The 17,407-nt window shown below is 70.8% G+C and carries 16 protein-coding genes; 12 read left to right on the plus strand and 4 right to left on the minus strand.

What is annotated here, in order from left to right; all coding sequences use genetic code 11:
• Nucleotides 1–90: 90 nt before the first annotated feature.
• Entirely contained in the window at nt 91–1,746 is a 1,656-nt protein-coding gene (locus tag ACQF4J_RS19060) for a beta-N-acetylhexosaminidase (RefSeq protein ID WP_427166240.1), read from the minus strand.
• 155 nt (nt 1,747–1,901) lie between these two features.
• Here ACQF4J_RS19060 and ACQF4J_RS19065 point away from each other — a divergent pair, with 155 nt between their 5' ends.
• The 6 genes from ACQF4J_RS19065 to ACQF4J_RS19090 all read left to right on the plus strand — a co-directional run bounded on the left by ACQF4J_RS19065 (nt 1,902) and on the right by ACQF4J_RS19090 (nt 7,573).
• Nucleotides 1,902–2,414: a 2-oxo-4-hydroxy-4-carboxy-5-ureidoimidazoline decarboxylase gene (locus ACQF4J_RS19065; RefSeq protein ID WP_351562429.1), complete on the plus strand. Its 513-nt coding sequence runs from the start codon at nt 1,902–1,904 to the stop codon at nt 2,412–2,414.
• 252 nt (nt 2,415–2,666) lie between these two features.
• The gene (gene sdhC, locus ACQF4J_RS19070) at nt 2,667–3,047 is read left to right on the plus strand and encodes a succinate dehydrogenase, cytochrome b556 subunit (protein WP_351562432.1); all 381 of its coding nucleotides are present in this window, start codon (nt 2,667–2,669) and stop codon (nt 3,045–3,047) included.
• 5 nt (nt 3,048–3,052) lie between these two features.
• Nucleotides 3,053–3,535 (plus strand): succinate dehydrogenase hydrophobic membrane anchor subunit, encoded by a 483-nt coding sequence (locus ACQF4J_RS19075; protein ID WP_058923626.1) that lies wholly within the window; start codon nt 3,053–3,055, stop codon nt 3,533–3,535.
• A 19-nt stretch (nt 3,536–3,554) separates the two neighbouring features.
• On the plus strand, nt 3,555–5,309 hold the full coding sequence (gene sdhA / locus ACQF4J_RS19080; RefSeq protein ID WP_351562435.1) for a succinate dehydrogenase flavoprotein subunit: 1,755 nt from the start codon (nt 3,555–3,557) through the stop codon (nt 5,307–5,309).
• Complete coding sequence (locus ACQF4J_RS19085; protein ID WP_351562438.1) at nt 5,309–6,088, plus strand: succinate dehydrogenase iron-sulfur subunit; 780 nt, start codon at nt 5,309–5,311, stop codon at nt 6,086–6,088. The genes sdhA and ACQF4J_RS19085 overlap by 1 nt, the downstream gene beginning before the upstream one ends.
• Before the next feature lie 198 nt (nt 6,089–6,286).
• Complete coding sequence (locus tag ACQF4J_RS19090) at nt 6,287–7,573, plus strand: M48 family metallopeptidase (protein ID WP_351562441.1); 1,287 nt, start codon at nt 6,287–6,289, stop codon at nt 7,571–7,573.
• A gap of 9 nt (nt 7,574–7,582) precedes the next feature.
• Here ACQF4J_RS19090 and ACQF4J_RS19095 read toward each other — a convergent pair whose 3' ends face one another.
• Together ACQF4J_RS19095 and ACQF4J_RS19100 are read right to left on the minus strand one after the other, a co-directional pair.
• Complete coding sequence (locus tag ACQF4J_RS19095) at nt 7,583–10,057, minus strand: DUF4132 domain-containing protein (protein WP_427166244.1); 2,475 nt, start codon at nt 10,055–10,057, stop codon at nt 7,583–7,585.
• The gene (locus tag ACQF4J_RS19100; RefSeq protein ID WP_351562447.1) at nt 10,054–10,446 is read right to left on the minus strand and encodes a hypothetical protein; all 393 of its coding nucleotides are present in this window, start codon (nt 10,444–10,446) and stop codon (nt 10,054–10,056) included. Before ACQF4J_RS19100 ends, ACQF4J_RS19095 begins: the two co-directional genes overlap by 4 nt.
• Before the next feature lie 68 nt (nt 10,447–10,514).
• Between ACQF4J_RS19100 and ACQF4J_RS19105 the strand changes: the two genes are divergently transcribed.
• The 4 genes from ACQF4J_RS19105 to ACQF4J_RS19120 all read left to right on the plus strand — a co-directional run bounded on the left by ACQF4J_RS19105 (nt 10,515) and on the right by ACQF4J_RS19120 (nt 12,669).
• Nucleotides 10,515–10,925 (plus strand): VOC family protein, encoded by a 411-nt coding sequence (locus ACQF4J_RS19105; RefSeq protein ID WP_351803052.1) that lies wholly within the window; start codon nt 10,515–10,517, stop codon nt 10,923–10,925.
• A 97-nt stretch (nt 10,926–11,022) separates the two neighbouring features.
• A complete protein-coding gene (locus ACQF4J_RS19110) occupies nt 11,023–11,430 on the plus strand; it encodes a hypothetical protein (protein ID WP_351562453.1) in 408 nt (135 codons plus the stop codon).
• Nucleotides 11,427–11,924 carry a thiol-disulfide oxidoreductase DCC family protein gene (locus ACQF4J_RS19115; protein ID WP_427166245.1) on the plus strand — a complete coding sequence of 166 codons (498 nt, stop codon included), beginning with the start codon at nt 11,427–11,429 and terminating at the stop codon, nt 11,922–11,924. The genes ACQF4J_RS19110 and ACQF4J_RS19115 overlap by 4 nt, the downstream gene beginning before the upstream one ends.
• A gap of 10 nt (nt 11,925–11,934) precedes the next feature.
• On the plus strand, nt 11,935–12,669 hold the full coding sequence (locus ACQF4J_RS19120; RefSeq protein ID WP_200701770.1) for a TetR family transcriptional regulator: 735 nt from the start codon (nt 11,935–11,937) through the stop codon (nt 12,667–12,669).
• A gap of 5 nt (nt 12,670–12,674) precedes the next feature.
• Here the strand turns inward: ACQF4J_RS19120 and ACQF4J_RS19125 are convergent, their stop codons facing one another.
• On the minus strand, nt 12,675–15,077 hold the full coding sequence (locus ACQF4J_RS19125; RefSeq protein WP_351562871.1) for an MMPL family transporter: 2,403 nt from the start codon (nt 15,075–15,077) through the stop codon (nt 12,675–12,677).
• Between the two features lie 174 nt (nt 15,078–15,251).
• Between ACQF4J_RS19125 and ACQF4J_RS19130 the strand changes: the two genes are divergently transcribed.
• The gene (locus tag ACQF4J_RS19130) at nt 15,252–15,944 is read left to right on the plus strand and encodes a response regulator transcription factor (RefSeq protein WP_351562459.1); all 693 of its coding nucleotides are present in this window, start codon (nt 15,252–15,254) and stop codon (nt 15,942–15,944) included.
• The gene (locus ACQF4J_RS19135; protein ID WP_351562461.1) at nt 15,941–17,398 is read left to right on the plus strand and encodes a sensor histidine kinase; all 1,458 of its coding nucleotides are present in this window, start codon (nt 15,941–15,943) and stop codon (nt 17,396–17,398) included. Before ACQF4J_RS19130 ends, ACQF4J_RS19135 begins: the two co-directional genes overlap by 4 nt.
• The last annotated feature ends 9 nt before the right edge of the window (nt 17,399–17,407 follow it).

Here is a 17,407-nt window from a genome sequence, read left to right on the forward strand (position 1 = left end):
CGTTCCCCCACGACATCTCGGCTTCGGCTCGCGCCGAATACACCACAGTCGTACGGCCGTTCGCAGCCGTATGGGACAAAAGACCGCCGATCAGCCCAGCCGGCCGGCGAGCGCCTTGAACTGCGCCCAGGACAGCGCGGGCCGCCCCGGGTCCCAGAGTTTCTGGACAGTGGCCCGCAACGGCATCCGGATCCCGGCCGCGACCTGCGCCTGTGTCTGGGAGCCCGACAGGTCGCACCACACGGCGAAGCTGCCGCCGAGGATCTGCGTGTCGTAGCGGGCGGGCACGGACACCGTGCCCCGGACGACCCGCGGCGTCCACTGCTCGTAGATCCGCTGCCCGGTCGGGTAGACGAAGTTGTTCGGCTGCCCGAGGACGTAGTAGAGGAACTCGTCGTTGTAGTTGACGAGCTTGCGCCCGGCGCTCAGATAGGCCACCGGCTGCCGCGCCCCGTACTCCTTGCCGGTCCAGTACCCGACCCGCAGGTCCTTGGCGGGCTGCACCGAGCTCGCGGCGAGGAACCCGTCGTTCCAGGCCCGCATGGTCCTGCCGTGGGCCCGCACGGTGGATGCCCGGTCGTTGAGCCATCCGGTCGTCAGGTCGGAGACCGTCCCGCCGGACCCGTACTTCTGCCGCGCCGCCGCCGCCAGCTGCGGATAGGAGGCCTGCGGGTTCGACACCATCAGCGCCTGGTACTCGTCGCCGCCCAGGTTCCACTGCCCGCCCGGGAAGAGCCCGGCGTACTCGTTCAGCAGGTCGTCGACGATCTTGGCCGCGGCCGGCTTGGAGATGTCGACGGCACCGCGCGCCGCCACCCCGCTCGCGTTGCGCAGCTGCAGATCGGGGTGGGCCGCGATGACGGCGCCCAGATGCCCGGGCGAGTCGATCTCGGGGACGACGGTGATGTGGCGGCTCTGGGCGAGCGCGACGATCCGCTTCACCTCGGCCTTGGTCAGGTGCTGCTGCGAGACGATCTCGGGGTGGGTGTCGGACTCGATACGGAAGCCCTGGTCGTCGGAGAAGTGCAGCCCGAGCTCGTTGAACTTCAGGTCCCCCAGTTCCCGGACCCGGTCCTCGATCCACTTGGCGGTGAAGTTCTTGCGCGCGATGTCGAGCATGAACCCGCGCACGGCCTTGGCCGGCTGGTCCTTGACGACCCCCTCGGGCGCCGTCCCCCCGCCGTGCACCTCCTGCTTCAGCGTCCGGGTGCCGTAGAAGACCCCGGCGTCCGTGGGCCCGCCGATGCTCACGGTCCCGCCGCGCACGGTCATGGTGTACGACTCCGGGTTCGCGCCCGCGCCGCCGTTCACCGCCAGCCGCAGATCCCCGGCCCGCACGTCCTTCTGCTCTCCGGCGTACGTCAGCCCCAGCTCGGAGGCGATCAGCCGGCCCTCGTCGGCGAGCTTCGCGTCGGCGATCACCACCCGCTCACCGCGCGCCGGACGCCAGCCCGGCCCATGGGCCGCGGTGTGGGAGCGGACGGCGGGAATGGTGCGGGGTGCCTGCGAGAGGGGGTACGACCGGGTCGGGCTCGGCGTCGGGCCGGCCCCGCGCCCCGCGCTCGCCGTTCCCCGCGACGTGCCACTGGACGAGCTCGCCTGCTCCTGTGCCGACCCGCCGCCGTCGCCCCCGGAGGCCCACAGCCCCAGGCCCACACCGGCGCCGACCGTCACGGCCACGGCCGCACCGACCACGATCCCCGTCTTCACATTCCTCGCCGGACGCCGGCGCCTGTGCTGACTCACATCGCCAACCTAAGACCCTCGAACGGCCGTATGCGTCCACAGCGCGTTCCGAACCTCTCCCCTGCGGGTGAAATTCGGGCATCCGTCGGACACATCACGAGCGTCCTCGATAACGTGACACAACATCCCTCACAGCTTCCTCTGTCGAAACACACGTGACGCCCACACACCTTCCAGGCCGACCGGCCATACCGACACTGCCCGCTGTTCTCGACGCCTTCAACTCGGCCCCCGTCGCGGAGGTCCGCAAACTCCTCCTGGACTGCATGCGCAGCCACCGCTGGGCGGACCGCGTCTCGGCCCACCGCCCCTACCCGGACGTCGCCTCCCTGCAGGCCGCGTCGGACGAGGCCGCGTACGACCTGACCCCGGGCGACCTGACGGAGGCGCTGGCGGCCGAGTCGCTGCCGACACTGCCCGACGGGGCGTATTCGGCCGCCCACATGGCGATGAGCGCCGCCCACGCCGCGTACGAGTCGAAATTCGGACACGCGTTCGTAATCTGCCTGGACGGTGTCCCCCCGACCGAGGCCCTGGACCACGTCCTGGAGGGCATCCGGTCACGTTTGACGAACGATCCGGAGGACGAGCGGGTGGTCGCGGCCGAGGAGCTGCGGCGCCTCGCGAGGGAACGGCTCGGTGGCCTCCTCAGGGGCGCGGGGCTGTGACCATGTACGGCTGCCGCCGCGCGGGCGCGATCGGCCACGACGGCGCCGCACCCGGCAGATAACAGGACACCCCGCCCCAGAAGCCCCGCCACTGAGCCATCCGCGTGCCACATTGATCACACCGGTAGGCCCGGCGTAAGCGCCGCAGGCAACCGTCGTTAGGATGCTGGGGGCCGGTGGACCGTACCCGGCCGGGCCCGACCGACAGCACAAGCCGGCGCGGCCCCAATCCCCGCTCCCGGAGGGACTTCCGTGCCGGCTGGAACGCTGTACCGCGGCCGGGAAGGAATGTGGTCCTGGGTGGCTCATCGAGTCACCGGCGTCCTCATCTTCTTCTTCCTGTTCGTTCACGTGCTGGACACCGCTCTCGTCCGTGTGTCTCCCGAGGCCTACGACAAGGTCGTGGCCACGTACAAGACGCCGATCGTCGGACTGCTGGAGTACGGCCTCGTCGCCGCCATCCTCTTCCACGCGCTCAACGGCCTGCGCGTCATCGCCGTCGACTTCTGGTCGAAGGGCCCGCGCTACCAGAAGCAGATGCTCTGGTCCGTCGTGGGCGTCTGGGTCGTGCTGATGATCGGGGCGATCTACCCCGTCCTCGGCCACGCCGCTCGTGAACTCTTCGGGAGCTGACACCCATGGCCACCACCGAATCCACCGCTTCCGGCGTCGGCCCCGTCGAGGGCGAGTCCCTCTACAACGTCGACAACCCGGCGCCCCTCATCGAGGCCCCGCGCAAGCGCACCAAGAAGTCCCCGAAGTCCACCCGGGGCAACTTCGAGATGTACGGCTGGCTGTTCATGCGGCTGTCCGGCATCGTGCTGGTCGTCCTGGTCCTGGGCCACCTGCTGATCCAGCTCGTCCTGGACGGCGGCGTGTCGAAGATCGGCTTCGCCTTCGTGGCCGGCCGCTGGGCCTCGCCGTTCTGGCAGGTCTGGGACCTGCTGATGCTCTGGCTCGCGATGCTGCACGGCGCCAACGGCCTGCGTACGGTCATCAACGACTACGCGGAGCGCGCGAACACCCGGCTCTGGCTGAAGGGCCTGCTCTACACCGCCACGGTGTTCACCATCCTGCTGGGCACGCTGGTGATCTTCACCTTCGACCCGAACATCCGCTAGGCACGGGGCTGCGAGAATCATGAAGATCCACAAGTACGACACCGTCATCGTCGGCGCCGGTGGCGCCGGTATGCGCGCCGCCATCGAGTCGACGAAGCGCAGCCGCACCGCCGTGCTGACCAAGCTCTACCCCACCCGCTCCCACACGGGCGCCGCGCAGGGCGGCATGGCCGCCGCGCTGGCCAACGTGGAGGAGGACAACTGGGAGTGGCACACCTTCGACACGGTCAAGGGCGGTGACTACCTGGTCGACCAGGACGCCGCCGAGATCCTGGCGAAGGAGGCCATCGACTCCGTCCTCGACCTGGAGAAGATGGGCCTGCCGTTCAACCGCACCCCGAACGGCACGATCGACCAGCGCCGCTTCGGCGGTCACAGCCGCAACCACGGCGAGGCCCCGGTCCGCCGGTCCTGCTACGCGGCCGACCGCACCGGCCACATGATCCTCCAGACGCTGTACCAGAACTGCGTGAAGGAGGGCGTGGAGTTCTTCAACGAGTTCTACGTCCTCGACCAGCTGATCACCGAGGTCGACGGCGTCAAGAAGTCGGCCGGTGTCGTGGCGTACGAGCTGGCGACCGGCGAGATCCACGTCTTCCAGGCGAAGGCCGTGATCTACGCGTCCGGCGGCTGCGGCAAGTTCTTCAAGGTGACGTCGAACGCGCACACCCTCACCGGTGACGGCCAGGCCGCCGTCTACCGTCGCGGGCTGCCGCTGGAGGACATGGAGTTCTTCCAGTTCCACCCGACCGGCATCTGGCGCATGGGCATCCTGCTGACGGAGGGCGCTCGCGGTGAGGGCGGCATCCTGCGCAACAAGGACGGCGAGCGCTTCATGGAGAAGTACGCGCCGGTCATGAAGGACCTCGCGTCCCGTGACGTCGTCTCGCGCTCCATCTACACGGAGATCCGTGAGGGCCGCGGCTGCGGTCCCGAGGGCGACCACGTCTACCTGGACCTCACGCACCTCCCGCCGGAGCAGCTGGACGCCAAGCTGCCCGACATCACCGAGTTCGCGCGCACCTACCTGGGCATCGAGCCGTACACGGACCCGATCCCGATCCAGCCCACCGCGCACTACGCGATGGGCGGCATCCCGACGAACGTCGAGGGTGAGGTCCTGTCGGACAACACCACGGTCGTCCCGGGCCTGTACGCGGCCGGCGAGGTCGCCTGCGTGTCCGTGCACGGCGCCAACCGCCTGGGCACGAACTCGCTGCTGGACATCAACGTCTTCGGCCGCCGGGCCGGCATCGCCGCGGCGGAGTACAGCCAGAAGGCCGACTTCGTCGAGCTGCCGGAGAACCCGGCGGAGCTGGTGGTCTCCCAGGTGGAGGCGCTCCGTTCCTCCACGGGCACCGAGCGCGTATCGGTCCTCCGTCGCGAGCTGCAGGAGACCATGGACGCGAACGTCATGGTGTTCCGCACCGAGCAGACGATCAAGACGGCCGTCGAGAAGATCGCCGAGCTGCGCGAGCGCTACAAGAACGTCTCGATCCAGGACAAGGGCAAGCGGTTCAACACCGACCTTCTTGAGGCCGTCGAGCTGGGCAACCTGCTGGACCTCGCCGAGGTCATGGCCGTCTCCGCGCTGGCCCGCAAGGAGTCCCGCGGCGGTCACTACCGCGAGGACTACCCCAACCGCGACGACGTCAACTTCATGCGCCACACCATGGCGTACCGCGAGGTGGGCGACGACGGCACCGAGTCCATCCGTCTCGACTACAAGCCGGTCGTCCAGACCCGCTACCAGCCGATGGAGCGTAAGTACTGATGGCAACCCCGACCCTGGAGAAGGCGGACGCGGCCGGAGCGCCCGAGCCCGGCTTCGCCGACTCCCCGTACATCACGGTCACCTTCCGCATCCGCCGCTTCAACTCCGAGGTCTCGGCGGAGGCGGTCTGGGAAGACTTCCAGCTGGAGATCGACCCCAAGGAGCGCGTCCTCGACGGCCTCCACAAGATCAAGTGGGACCTGGACGGCACGCTGACCTTCCGCCGCTCCTGCGCCCACGGCATCTGCGGTTCCGACGCCATGCGCATCAACGGCAAGAACCGTCTGGCCTGCAAGACGCTGATCAAGGACATCAACCCCGAGAAGCCGATCACGGTCGAGCCCATCAAGGGCCTCACGGTCCTGAAGGACCTCGTGGTCGACATGGAGCCGTTCTTCCAGGCGTACCGGGACGTCATGCCCTTCCTCATCACGAAGGACACGAACGAGCCCACGCGTGAGCGGCTGCAGACGGCCGAGGACCGCGAGCGCTTCGACGACACCACGAAGTGCATCCTCTGCGCGGCCTGCACGTCCTCCTGCCCGGTCTTCTGGAACGACGGCCAGTACTTCGGCCCGGCCGCCATCGTCAACGCGCACCGCTTCATCTTCGACTCGCGTGACGAGGCGGGCGAGCAGCGCCTGGAGATCCTCAACGACCGCGACGGCGTGTGGCGCTGCCGCACGACCTTCAACTGCACGGACGCCTGCCCGCGCGGCATCGAGGTCACGAAGGCGATCCAGGAGGTGAAGCGAGCGCTGATCACGCGCCGCTTCTGACCTCCCGCCCTCCCGCGGTGATGTGGGCCCCGCTCCGGTTTCGCGCCGGGGCGGGGCCTTCGTCGTACCGCCTCCTCGTACGGCCTTCGGCCGGCCGCTTCACAGCGCTTTACTGCTGCTCGCGGACGTGATCAGCTTTCCCCGACATGTACACAGCAGCCTCTGGGGAGCGGCTGCCGGGAGGGGGAGAGCGCGTCGATGCGTGCTGTCGAGGAACAGACGGTCCGGCCATGCCCGCAGTGCGGAACGGAGATCCGCGCGGACCGCCGGTTCACCGTCTGGTGCGCGGCTTGTGACTGGAACCTGGAGCCGGGCGGGCGGCCGGACGGCACGGCCGAGGACAAGGGCCGACTGCGGCGGCTGCGCAGGCGGCTGGCTCAGCAGTACGGGGAACAGCTCTTCGCCGACCTCGGAGCCGCCGAGGGACAGCAGCGTCCGGGACGTCGTACGAGGGCGGGTGTGCTCGCCTACGCGATCGCCCTCGTGGTGCACGCGGTGACCGCCGCCCTGGTCGTGAGCGGGCTCTGGTTGCTGGTCACGGGCTGGGGCGGCCTCGGCGTCGTGGCCGGCCTGTTCCTGCTGGCGCTGGCGTGGCCGCTGCGGCCGAGGCTGAACCGGCTGCACTCCGACGCGCGGGTCCTGTCGCGGAGTGACGCGCCCGAGCTGTACGCCCTGATCGACGAGGTCGCCGCCGCCGTGGGAACGCGGGGCGTGGACACGGTGGTCGTGGACACGCGGGCCAACGCGAGCGTGACCCAGCTCGGCCTGCGCCGACGGCTGCTGACGCTGGGGCTGCCGCTGTGGGAGGTGCTGACCTGGCAGCAGCGGATCGCCCTTCTGGGGCACGAACTCGGCCACTTCACCAACGGGGACACCCGCCACGGCACGGTGGTGGGGACCGCCTACCGGTCCCTGATGACGTGGTACTACTACCTCGCCCCGACCCGGCGGCCGACCTTCACGGAGGCGCTCGTCAACCTCGTGTATCTGGTGCCGCGCCAACTGGTCATGGGCCTGCGGGCGCTGCTGGACCTGCTGACCTCGCGCGACTCACAGCGCAGCGAGTACCTCGCCGACGCGGCGGCCGCCCGTGCGGCCTCCACCGAGGCCGCGGTCGGGCTGATGGACCGCCTCCTCGTCACCGACTCGATCGGCACGACCCTGTCCCGCGAGGTCAACGGCCGCCGGATGCGCAGGCCGGGGCGGATCACCGCGGAGGACGCTCAAGGGCTGTGGGAGGCCCTGGCCGACCACATGGATTCGATCCCGGAGTCCGAGTACGAGCGCCTCCGCCGGGTCGGCGAGCGGCACGGCCACTGCGTCGACGCCGAGCACCCGCCGACCCACCTGCGCCGCGGCCTCCTGCTCCGGGTCACCCCGGTGCCTCCTCTGGTGACGACCGACGCCGCCCGGTCCGAACGCATCACCGCCGAACTGGGCGACACACGGTCGGCGCTGGCCCTGAAGATCGTCAAGGACGCGTAGCCGAAACGGCTACAGCTGGCTGAGGATCGTCGGGTCTGTGATCTTCAGGTCGTCGGCCAGCATCAGGGCCTTGCTGAGGATCACGCCCAGCATGCGGTCGCCCTCGTAGGGCAGGTAGCCGGTCTGCCGGGTGGCCGGGGCGGACTTGGGGACGATGCACAGGTACTGGTCGTTCGGGCTCATCAGGATGTTGCCCGAGCCCAGGTGGATCTTGTACGTGTGGCGCTCGCCCTTCACGTGCAGGAAGCGGCCCTCGACGGTGCAGCGGTCGGCGACGGCGAGGCGGGGTATGAGGCGTTCGAGCAGGGTTCTGCGGGTCTCGGCGCTCTGGTTGAGCGCGCCGAAGCTGTAGCCCGACCAGTACTCGCGGAAGCGGCCGCCGGGGCCGCCGTCCTGCCAGGTCGGGTCGTTGCCGACGCTGGACACGCCGACGAACAGGTCGACGTCCCGCAGGACTTCGGACAGGACCAGGGGCGGGATGTCGGTGAGGGGGAGCGGGTCGACGGGGTCGGCGCCGTCGCGCAGCCACATGCGGTACTCGCCGCCGCAGCAGTGCGCCCAGTTCTGCGGGGCGTCGATCGGGTAGAAGCGCACCTGGTCGGTGCGCAGGCGCAGGAAGCTGCCGGATCCGGGGGTTATGTCGTCGCTGTTCTCTCCGTCGCCCTCGATCCAGTACTCGGCGCGCAGCCCCCACCGCGGCAGCTCGCGGATGGCCGGCGGTGCCTCGTCGTCCACCATCAGGCGCAGCCTGTTGCGCCAGCCGCGGATCGCTGCCAGGGAGTTGAACTGGTGCTGACGCAGGACGTGCGCGGCGAAGCGGTTGGAGTACGTGCCGGTCGCGCGTTCGGCGTCGGTGAGGAGGTAGACCTCGCGGTGGGCCTGCTTGAACGGCTGGGTGATGCCGTGCCGCTCCAGCCAGTCCCGCCAGGCGACGATCTCGGCGGGCTCGTGCCCGACGGGGTGCCAGAGGGCGACCTCCGTCCCCTCGCTCACGGGATCGTCGGTGAGGGTGCGCAGGGCGTCGTCCGCGTATCCGGCGGTTCTTCCGTCGACCGTCCACAGCAGGCGGCGGGCGAGGGTGCCGACGAGGGGGTGGTCCAGGTAGCGCTCGCGCCAGGTGGCGTAGGACCAGGTGCGGCGGGCGAGGAACTGGCGGTCCAGGCGCTCGCTCTGCGCCGAGAGCATCTTGTCGATGTCCTTGACGGCGGCCTTGAGCTCCTTGAGCTCCTCGGCGTGGTCGCGCCTGACGGCCGCGGGGACCGTCTTGACCGTCTTGCCGCCGGCGTTGCGCCAGGCCAGCAGGCACCTGGTGCCCTCGACCTCCAGGACGGCCGTGACCTCCCCGAACCGGCGCTCCGCGCGCCCGACTTCGCTCAACCCGTAGGCGGGGACGGCGAGTTCCTCGATCTCCTCGCGGCCGAGGCCGAGGGCGGCGGCCCGCTTCTCCAGCGCGGCGTCGACGAGCTTGGCCGTGGCCTTGTAGGTCACCCGGGTCGCCAGCCGGGCCAGTTCGGCGAGGGCGGCCTCGCCGTCCAGACGGGAGAGGGCGAGGACACCGGCGTTGGCGACCTTCGGGTTGCGCGGGCCGACGCCGGGGACCTTCCTGAGCGAGGTCTCGACGAGGGCGCCCAGCGCGCGGGAGGTGTCGGGGTGCGCCGGGAGAAGGGAGAGCAGCCAGGCCAGGCCCCGCAGGGCGTTGGCGTTGTAGGGGTCGTAGGTGTGGTTGACGGGGTCCGTCGGATAGCCCTCTTGCAGCGGGAAGGTCCTGGGGCGGCCGACGAGGGCGAGCCAGGGCAGGGCGGTGGCGCGGACGCGCTCGGCGCCGACGGCCTCGACGAGGGCGCGGGCCCGCTGGTCCCACTTGGGGCTGGGCTTGGCGGCGGTGGCCGTGGCCAGGTGGGCGAGCAGGGCCTGCCGGTCGGGCCCGGTGGCGTCGCTCATCGCCTGCTCCGCCCACTGCTCGCCGACGTTGAGGGCGGGCGTGGTGAGCTTCTTCGCCAGCACGGCCACCGGGTCGCTGCTGTCGATGTAGGAGTCCAGGGCGGCGCGGCGGTAGAAGGCGACGACGGCGGGCGCGAGGGGGCGGCCGCAGGCCAGTTCGGCCTCGGCGAGGACCGCGGAGTGCGAGCCGTACCAGTGGCCGTGCTGCCGGCCGAGCTCGTCGAGCGCCTTGAGCCGCTCGGTGGAGAGCCGGTCCTCGGGCAGGCCGCGGGCCAGGATGCCGACGAGGGTCAGGGCGTGCCCGCGGGCGTCCGAGCCCTCGCTCACCGAGTGGTACAGCGCGACGATTTCGTCGGCGAGCGGCCCCCGCGTCTCGTCCGGCAGTGCGCGCAGCCGGTCGAGGACCCCGGCCCACAGGCCGTTCCACGCGCCGTTGTTGGCGGCCGCGGCTCTGAGCAGGTCGACGGCCAGCTCCCCCAGCTCGCCGGCGGCGGCCCGCTGCCCGATCAGGTCCTTGTACTTCTGGATCTCCCCCACCGTCATCCCCCCACCAGGGGTACCAGCTTGAGGAACGTGACCTCGGTGCCGGGGGCGAGTTCGATCTCCTCGTCCGGCTCGGTGACCTGGCGGTCGCCGACCAGCACCAGGAAGCCGTTTCCGGCGAAGGCCCTCAGCGCCAGCTCGGTCTGCGCCTCGGGGTCTATTCGCCGCGGGGCACGCAGCTCGTACCCGTTCAGCACCCGCTCCGTGTCCTCGGGCTGCACCAGCCCCTGGAACACCCCCGGCGTACGCGTGTTGTACTCGGCGACCTCCTGGAAGACCCGGCGCCGGATCAGCTCACGCACGGTGAGCCGCTCCTCGGCGACCTCCAGCCCCCAGCCGGCTCCCCGCTCCCCCGCAGTCGTCTCGTCGACGAACGTCACCAATGCCATGCCGACGACGGTACGGGCCGCCACTGACAATCACGGGTTCCGGGCGAATTGACAACTATCGTGACGGTATGTCAGATGACGAGTCGTACGAACTGCTCGGGTTCGACAACGTCCTGCTGCCCGTCGGCGATCTCGGCGGGGCGGTCGACTTCTACGAGCGTGCCGGGTTCGCGGTGGGGTTCCGGTTCGACGAGGCCGGGATCGCGCTACTGAAGGTCGGGGGCGAGACGCCCGGCATCCTGCTGCGCCAGGAGGAGGGGCTGGGACACCGTCCGCCGCCTTGGCCGTCCCCGCGGCTGTGGATCGAGGTGCCCGACGCACGGGCGGCGGCGCGCGCCCTCGCCGGGGCGGGCATCGCACCCCTCGACGAGCCGTCCTCCGTGGCCACCGGCTGGACCGTGGAGATCGCCGACCCGTGGGGGAACGTCATCGGTTTCACGGACTACACCAAGCGGCCGGAGCTGGGCCGCAGACCGTGAGGCGAACTTCGCCCCGGCACCGTGTTGAACGCGTTCAAAAATGGGTCTACAGTTCACTCCCGTCAGCGTTTTGAACGCGTTCAAGAAGGGGTGGGGCATGGACCGCACGGTCATCGCCTACGTCATCTACCTGCTGGTGAGCGTCGCGCTCACCATCTGGGTGGCCCGCACGCTCAGCCGCAACGGGCGGATCTTCCTCGCCGACGTACTGCACGGCAACGAGCAGCTCGCCGACGCCGTGAACCACCTTCTGGTGGTCGGCTTCTACCTCGTCAACCTCGGCTTCGTCGCCCTGTACCTGAGCGGTGACCAGACCATCGAGGACACCCGGGGGATCTTCGAGGCCCTGTCGACCAAGCTGGGCGTGGTGCTGCTGGTGCTCGGCGTGATGCACCTGGCCAACGTCTACGTCCTCAACCGGATCCGGCGGCGCGGGGTGATGGAGCGCGAGCAGGTGCCGCCGGTCGGCCCGCAGGACTGGATCGCCCCTCAGGCCGGGGCATGAGTGGCACCCCGGCGGGCCGGGTCCCGGTCCGCCGGCTGACCGTCCTGTACGACGCCGACTGCTCGCTGTGCGCGTACCTGAGGGACTGGCTGAGCCGGCAGCCGCAGCTGGTGCCGCTGGAGCTCGTGCCCGCGAACTCGGACAGGGCCCGCCGGCGCTGTCCCGGCCTCGACCACCGGGCCACCCTCGACGACATCACCGTCGTGGGCGACGCGGGTCAGGTCTACCGGGGCGCCGCCGCCTGGATCGTCACCCTGTGGGCCCTGCGCGAGCACCGGCCGCTCGCGCACCGGCTCAGCACACCGGCGGGCGCGCCGTTCGCCAAGGGGGCGGCGCTGGCGGCGGCGAAGTGGCGGGGCTCGCAGTGGGGGCAGAGCCGCAAGCAGTGGGGCGGGCAGGCGTACGGGCGGACGGACGGCTGGTCCTACGACCCGGCGCTCGGCTGGACCCACACCGCCCCGGGCTGCGGCGACGGCACCTGCCCCACCCCGTAGGCTCTCGTTCGTGCCTGCGAAGAACGACAGCCCCGACGAGGGCACCGCGCCGACCACCAAGTCCGAGCAGACCCGCGCGCTGATCCTGGAGACGGCCATGCGGCTCTTCCAGGAGCGCGGCTACGACAAGACGACGATGCGGGCCATCGCCCAGGAGGCCGGCGTCTCCGTGGGCAACGCGTACTACTACTTCGCCGGCAAGGAACACCTGATCCAGGGCTTCTACGACCGTCTCGCCGCCGAGCACCGGCTGGCGATCCGGGAGGTCCTGGACCGGGAGACCGAGCTGGAGGCGCGGCTCGCGGGCGTGCTGAAGCTGTGGCTGGACATCGCGACGCCGTATCACGAGTTCGCCGTCCAGTTCTTCAAGAACGCCGCCGACCCGGACAGCCCGCTCAGCCCCTTCTCCCCGGAGTCGGAGCACGCGCGCGAGGAGGCGATCTCCGTCCACCGGGAGGTGCTCGCTGGGGCGACGAAGACCAAGGTGCCGGAGGAACTGCGGGACGTGCTGCCCGAGTTGATGTGGCTCTCCCAGATGGGACTCGTCCTGTACTGGATCTTCGACCGGACGGAGGGCCGGCAGCGCAGCTACCGGCTGGCCGAACGGGGGGCGCGGCTGACGGCCCGGGGCGTGTCGCTGGCCCGCTTCCGGGTGCTGCGGCCGCTGGTGCGGGAGGTGCACGAGCTGTTCACGGACTTCCTGCCGGGGATGACCAAGGTGCTGCCCACCCCCGGCAAGTCCTAGCGCGGTCAGTTGACCGCGTCCACCTCGCCCTCGGCGAGCTCCACGTCGTACACCACGGGGCCGCCCTCGACGACGACCTGCTGCGCCCGCGTCCCGTACGACGGAGCCGTGACCGACAGCAGGTAGGTTCCCGGGCCCGGTACGGACAGGATGTAGGAGCCGTCCGCCAGTGACCGCACGCGGTCCAGCTGACGTCCGCCCTTCGAAAGCAGCGTCACCGAGGCGCCGTCCACCGGCTCGCCGTCGGTGGTCCGGACGAAGCCGTGGACCGCCGAGGCCGGCCCGTCCTGAGCCACCGTCTCCGCGTCGTCCTTCGGCTCCACCGCCAGGTGCGGCAGCCGCTTGTCCAGCCAGGCCGGCAGCCACCAGTTGGAGTTGCCCAGCAGATGCATGGCGGCCGGCACCAGCGCCGTACGCAGGATGAACGCGTCGAGGGCGACCGCCGCCGCGAGGCCCACGCCCGCCATCGCCGCGCCCGAGTCACCGCTCAGGACGAAGGCGAGGAACACGCAGACCATGATCAGGGCGGCGGAGTTGATGACGCGGCTGGTCTCCGCCAGGCCCACCCGCACCGCGCGCGCGTTGTCCCTGGTGTGCACCCACTCCTCGTGCATCCGGCTCACCAGGAACACCTGGTAGTCCATGGAGAGGCCGAAGAGCAGGGACAGCATGATGACCGGCAGGAAGGCGTTGATCGGGCCCTCCTTGCCGAGGTTCAGCAGGTTCAGGCCCCAGCCCCACTGGAAGATCGCGACCAGGACGCCGAAGGAGGACGCCGCGGCGATCAGGTTCATCAGAGCCGCCGTCAGCGGCACGACCAGGGAGCGGAATGCGACCAGCAGGAGCAGGAAGCCCAGGCCGATGATGGTCGCGATGAACAGCGGCAGGCGGTCGCCCGTGACGGACGCGAAGTCCTTCGAGACGGCCGTCACGCCGCCCACGTGGGCCTGGGCCCCGGCCCGCGGGATCACCTGGTCGCGCAGGGTGTCGATCAAGTCGTCCGTCTGCTTGGACTGCGGGGACGTCGTCGGCACGACCTGGATGACGGTCACGCCCCCCGCGGGCGGCAGCGCGGCCACCTGCGCCACGCCGGGGGTCGCCCGGATGTCCTTGACCAGCGTGGTCGTGTCGCCGCCGGCGCTGACCACCTGCAGCGGCCCGTTGAAGCCGGGGCCGAAGCCCTCGGCCAGCAGGTCGTACGCCTTCCTGGTGGTCGTCGACGCCTGGTCGTTGCCCTGGTCGGTGGCGCCCAGGCGGAGCGAGAGGACGGGGACGGCGAGGACGGCCATGACGATCAGGGCGAGCGCGGCGATCCTGCGGGGCCGCTTCTCGACGTTCACCGACCAGCGGGCGGCGAGCCCACTGGCGTGCTCCTTCTCGGGGCCGTTCGCGGCGAGGCGGCGGCGCTGACGGCGGCTGAGGACGCGCGGGCCCAGGAAGCCGAGCAGGGCCGGCAGGAGGGTCGTGGCGGCCAGCACGCTCAGGACGACCGTCAGCGAGGTGCCGATGACCACGCCGTCCAGGAAGCGCAGCCGGGTGACGAGCATGCCGGCGAGCGCGATGCAGACGGTGCCGCCCGCGAACAGCACCGCGCGCCCGGAGGTGTTGAGGGCGGTGACGGCCGACTCCTCGGGGTCCATGCCGCGCAGGATGCCGCGCCGGTGCCGGGTGACGATGAAGAGCGCGTAGTCGATGCCGACGCCGAGGCCGATCAGGGAGGCGAGCAGCGGGGCGATGTCGGGGATGTCCGTGCTGTGGCTGAGCAGCTGGGTGGAGAACAGACCCATGCCCACGCCGAATACGGCGATGGCGATCGGCAGCAGCATCGCGAAGAGCGAGCCGAAGGCCAGGAACAGCACGACGGCCGCCGCGATGATGCCGACCATCTCCGACAGGCCCTGCGGCGGCTCCTGGACGCGCTGGATGGCCTGGCCGCCCAGCTCCACCCGCAGACCGCTCTTCCCGGCAGCCTGCGCGGTGTCGAGGACGTTCTGGACGAGGTCCTTGGGCACCTCGTTGGCGCGCTTGGCGAAGGTCAGCTGGGCGTAGGCGATGGTGCCGTCGCGGCTGATCTGGGCCGCGCCCCGGGGGCCGGCGTAGGGGCTGGTGACCGCGCCGACGCCGGTCATCCCCGCGATCTTGTCGAGGGCCGGCCGGATGCGGTCCTGGACCGCCTTGTCCCGCACCGAGCCCTGGTCGACCTTCCACACCACGGTGTCGATGTCGCCCGAGGTGTCGGGGAAGGCCTTCTGCATCAGGTCGTACGCGCTCTTGGAGTCCGTGTCCGGGAGGGAGAAGACGTTCGCGTAGTTCGTTCCCGCCGTCGAGGCCGAGAAGCCCAGGCCGAACAGCGCCCCCACCCACAGCAACAGGACCACCAGCCGGTGCCGGTAGCACCACCGTGCCAATGCCGCCACGATCAAAGCCCTTTCGTCGTCATCCGGTCGTCGGTCGGTCCCCCAGGTCCTGGGCAACAGGATCGGGACCCTCACGCGCGCGTGGAGGATTTCGGCCATGACTCTCAAGGAATTCCAAAGACCGTTCGGTCCTCGGCTGTCAGTGGGCCGCCCGATACTGGGGGCATGACGACGACGGCTCCAGGCACCGTGCTGGTGGTGGAGGACGAACCGAGCATCGCGGACGTCCTCGCCATCGCCCTGCGCTACCACCGCTTCGAGGTGATGGTCGCGGGCACCGTCCGCGAGGCCCTCGCGCTCTCCGAGCGCACCCGGCCGGACGCGGCGCTGCTCGACGTCATGCTCCCGGACGGGGACGGGCGCGCGCTGGGCCGCGAACTGCGCGACCGGCAGCCCGACCTGGCCCTGGTCTTCCTCACCGCGCGCGACTCGCCCGCCGAGATCGTCGGCGCCCTCGGCTTCGGCGACGACTACATCACCAAGCCGTTCAACATCGACGAGGTCGTCGCCCGGATCACGGCGGTGCTGCGGCGCACCCGGCGGGCCGACGTCCTGCCGCAGCGGCCGCCGCTGCGCTACGGCGACCTGGAGCTGGACGAGACGACATACAGCGTCCACCGCGCGGGCCGCAGCGTCGAGCTCACCCCCACCGAGTACGCGCTGCTGCGCTTCCTGGTGCGCAACGGCGGCCGGATCGTGCCCAAGGAGCAACTGCTGCGGCACGTCTGGCAGTACGAGCACACCCCGCCCGAGTCGACCGTGGTGGAGACCTACATCAGCTATCTGCGCCGCAAACTGGACGCCCTGGGGCCGCCGGTGATCACCACGCGGCGTGGCGTGGGATACGGGCTGGCATGAAGGCCCGCTGGCTGAACTGCGAGCGCGGCATCCACTCGCTGCGCGCCAAGCTCACGCTGACCAATGTCGCGCTGCTCGCGCTCGGCATCGTCGCGGCGACCGCCGTCAGTCTGATGGGCATGCGGTACTACCTGCTGGACCAGGTGGACACCGAGCTGACCAAGACCCGTGACTCGCTGGGCGGTTCGCAGCTGACCCTGCGGCAGATCGACTCGCTCAGCGTGCTGGGCTTCGTCCACGACCGGCTCGCCCCCCAGCAGACCGACGAGCGCGCGGCCCCGGACACGATCTACGCCGCGGTCGACGCCAAGGGCAGGGTCGCCAGCCTCCTCGGCTTCAAGCCCACCGAGGCGCAGCGCAGTCTGAGCCGGGCGGTCGGCGACCCGCACACCCTGATGAGGCACACCCGGCCGCAGGACGTCAGGGTGCACGGCGCGCCGTACCGCGTCACGGCCACCCGGCTGCCCGACGGCACCTACATCCTGCTGGCCAGCTCCACCGACGCCCTGCACCGGGGCATGCTGAAGGCCCTCAAACTCGACCTGACCATCGGCACCCTGCTGCTCGCCCTGCTGGCCTGTCTGACGCTGTTCAGCGTGCGGCGGCGGATGCGGCCGCTGGAGGACATGGTGGAGACGTCGTCGGCCATCGCCGAGGGCGACCTGACCCGGCGTGTGCCCTCCAGCCACCATGCCACCCAGGAGGTCGAGCAGCTGCGCCTGGCCCTCAACTCCATGCTGCACCAGGTGGAGTCGGCGTACCGCACCCGTGAGGACAGCGCGGCCCAGCTGCGCCGTTTCGTCGCCGACGCCTCGCACGAGCTGCGCACCCCGCTGTCGGCGATACGCGGCTATCTGCAGCTGTACGACAAGGGGATGCTCAGCGATCCGGACGAGCGCAAGCGGGCCTGGGAGCGGGTGCTGGCCGAGACGGACCGCATGGGGCGCCTGGTGGACGAGCTGCTCACGCTGGCCCGTCTGGACCAGCAGCCCGAACTGCGCTTCCGCAACGTCGACGTCAGCCGTCTGGTGCGGGACGCCGCCCAGGACCTGCGGGCGCAGCAGCCGGACCGGCCCGTCGAGGTGGCCGCCGACGGCTCCCTGCTGGTGCGCGCCGACGAGTCCGGGCTCAGGCAGGTGCTGGGCAACCTGGTGGGCAACGTCCGCACGCACACACCGGCCGAGGTGCCGGTGCGGCTGGGGGTGGAGCGGGAGGACGGCGTCGTACGGCTGTGTGTGGCGGACGACGGTCCGGGGCTGTGCGCCGAGGACGCAGCGCGGGTCTTCGACCGGTTCTTCCGGGCCGGCGGGGGCGCGGGCAGCGGTCTCGGGCTGGCCATCGTGCAGGGGGTCGTGCACGCGCACGGCGGTGAGGTGGCGGTGCGTACGGCGCCCGGGGAGGGCCTCGCGGTCACGGTCACGCTGCCGGCGCGGACGGCCGCCGCGACGCCGTAGTCCCCCTAC

Origin of the sequence: Streptomyces sp. C1-1 (genome assembly GCF_050214755.1) — a bacterium.
Lineage (GTDB): Bacteria > Actinomycetota > Actinomycetes > Streptomycetales > Streptomycetaceae > Streptomyces.

Bases quoted from the DNA above. Each gene is read 5' to 3' on its own strand.
- ACQF4J_RS19090 (WP_351562441.1), top strand. From the start codon at position 6,287: ATGCGTGCTGTCGAGGAACAGACGGTCCGGCCATGCCCGCAGTGCGGA.
- ACQF4J_RS19135 (WP_351562461.1), top strand. From the start codon at position 15,941: ATGAAGGCCCGCTGGCTGAACTGCGAGCGCGGCATCCACTCGCTGCGC.
- ACQF4J_RS19105 (WP_351803052.1), top strand. From the start codon at position 10,515: ATGTCAGATGACGAGTCGTACGAACTGCTCGGGTTCGACAACGTCCTG.
- ACQF4J_RS19095 (WP_427166244.1), bottom strand. From the start codon at position 10,057: ATGACGGTGGGGGAGATCCAGAAGTACAAGGACCTGATCGGGCAGCGG.
- ACQF4J_RS19085 (WP_351562438.1), top strand. From the start codon at position 5,309: ATGGCAACCCCGACCCTGGAGAAGGCGGACGCGGCCGGAGCGCCCGAG.
- ACQF4J_RS19100 (WP_351562447.1), bottom strand. From the start codon at position 10,446: ATGGCATTGGTGACGTTCGTCGACGAGACGACTGCGGGGGAGCGGGGA.
- ACQF4J_RS19115 (WP_427166245.1), top strand. From the start codon at position 11,427: ATGAGTGGCACCCCGGCGGGCCGGGTCCCGGTCCGCCGGCTGACCGTC.
- ACQF4J_RS19110 (WP_351562453.1), top strand. From the start codon at position 11,023: ATGGACCGCACGGTCATCGCCTACGTCATCTACCTGCTGGTGAGCGTC.
- sdhA (WP_351562435.1), top strand. From the start codon at position 3,555: ATGAAGATCCACAAGTACGACACCGTCATCGTCGGCGCCGGTGGCGCC.
- ACQF4J_RS19130 (WP_351562459.1), top strand. From the start codon at position 15,252: ATGACGACGACGGCTCCAGGCACCGTGCTGGTGGTGGAGGACGAACCG.
- ACQF4J_RS19075 (WP_058923626.1), top strand. From the start codon at position 3,053: ATGGCCACCACCGAATCCACCGCTTCCGGCGTCGGCCCCGTCGAGGGC.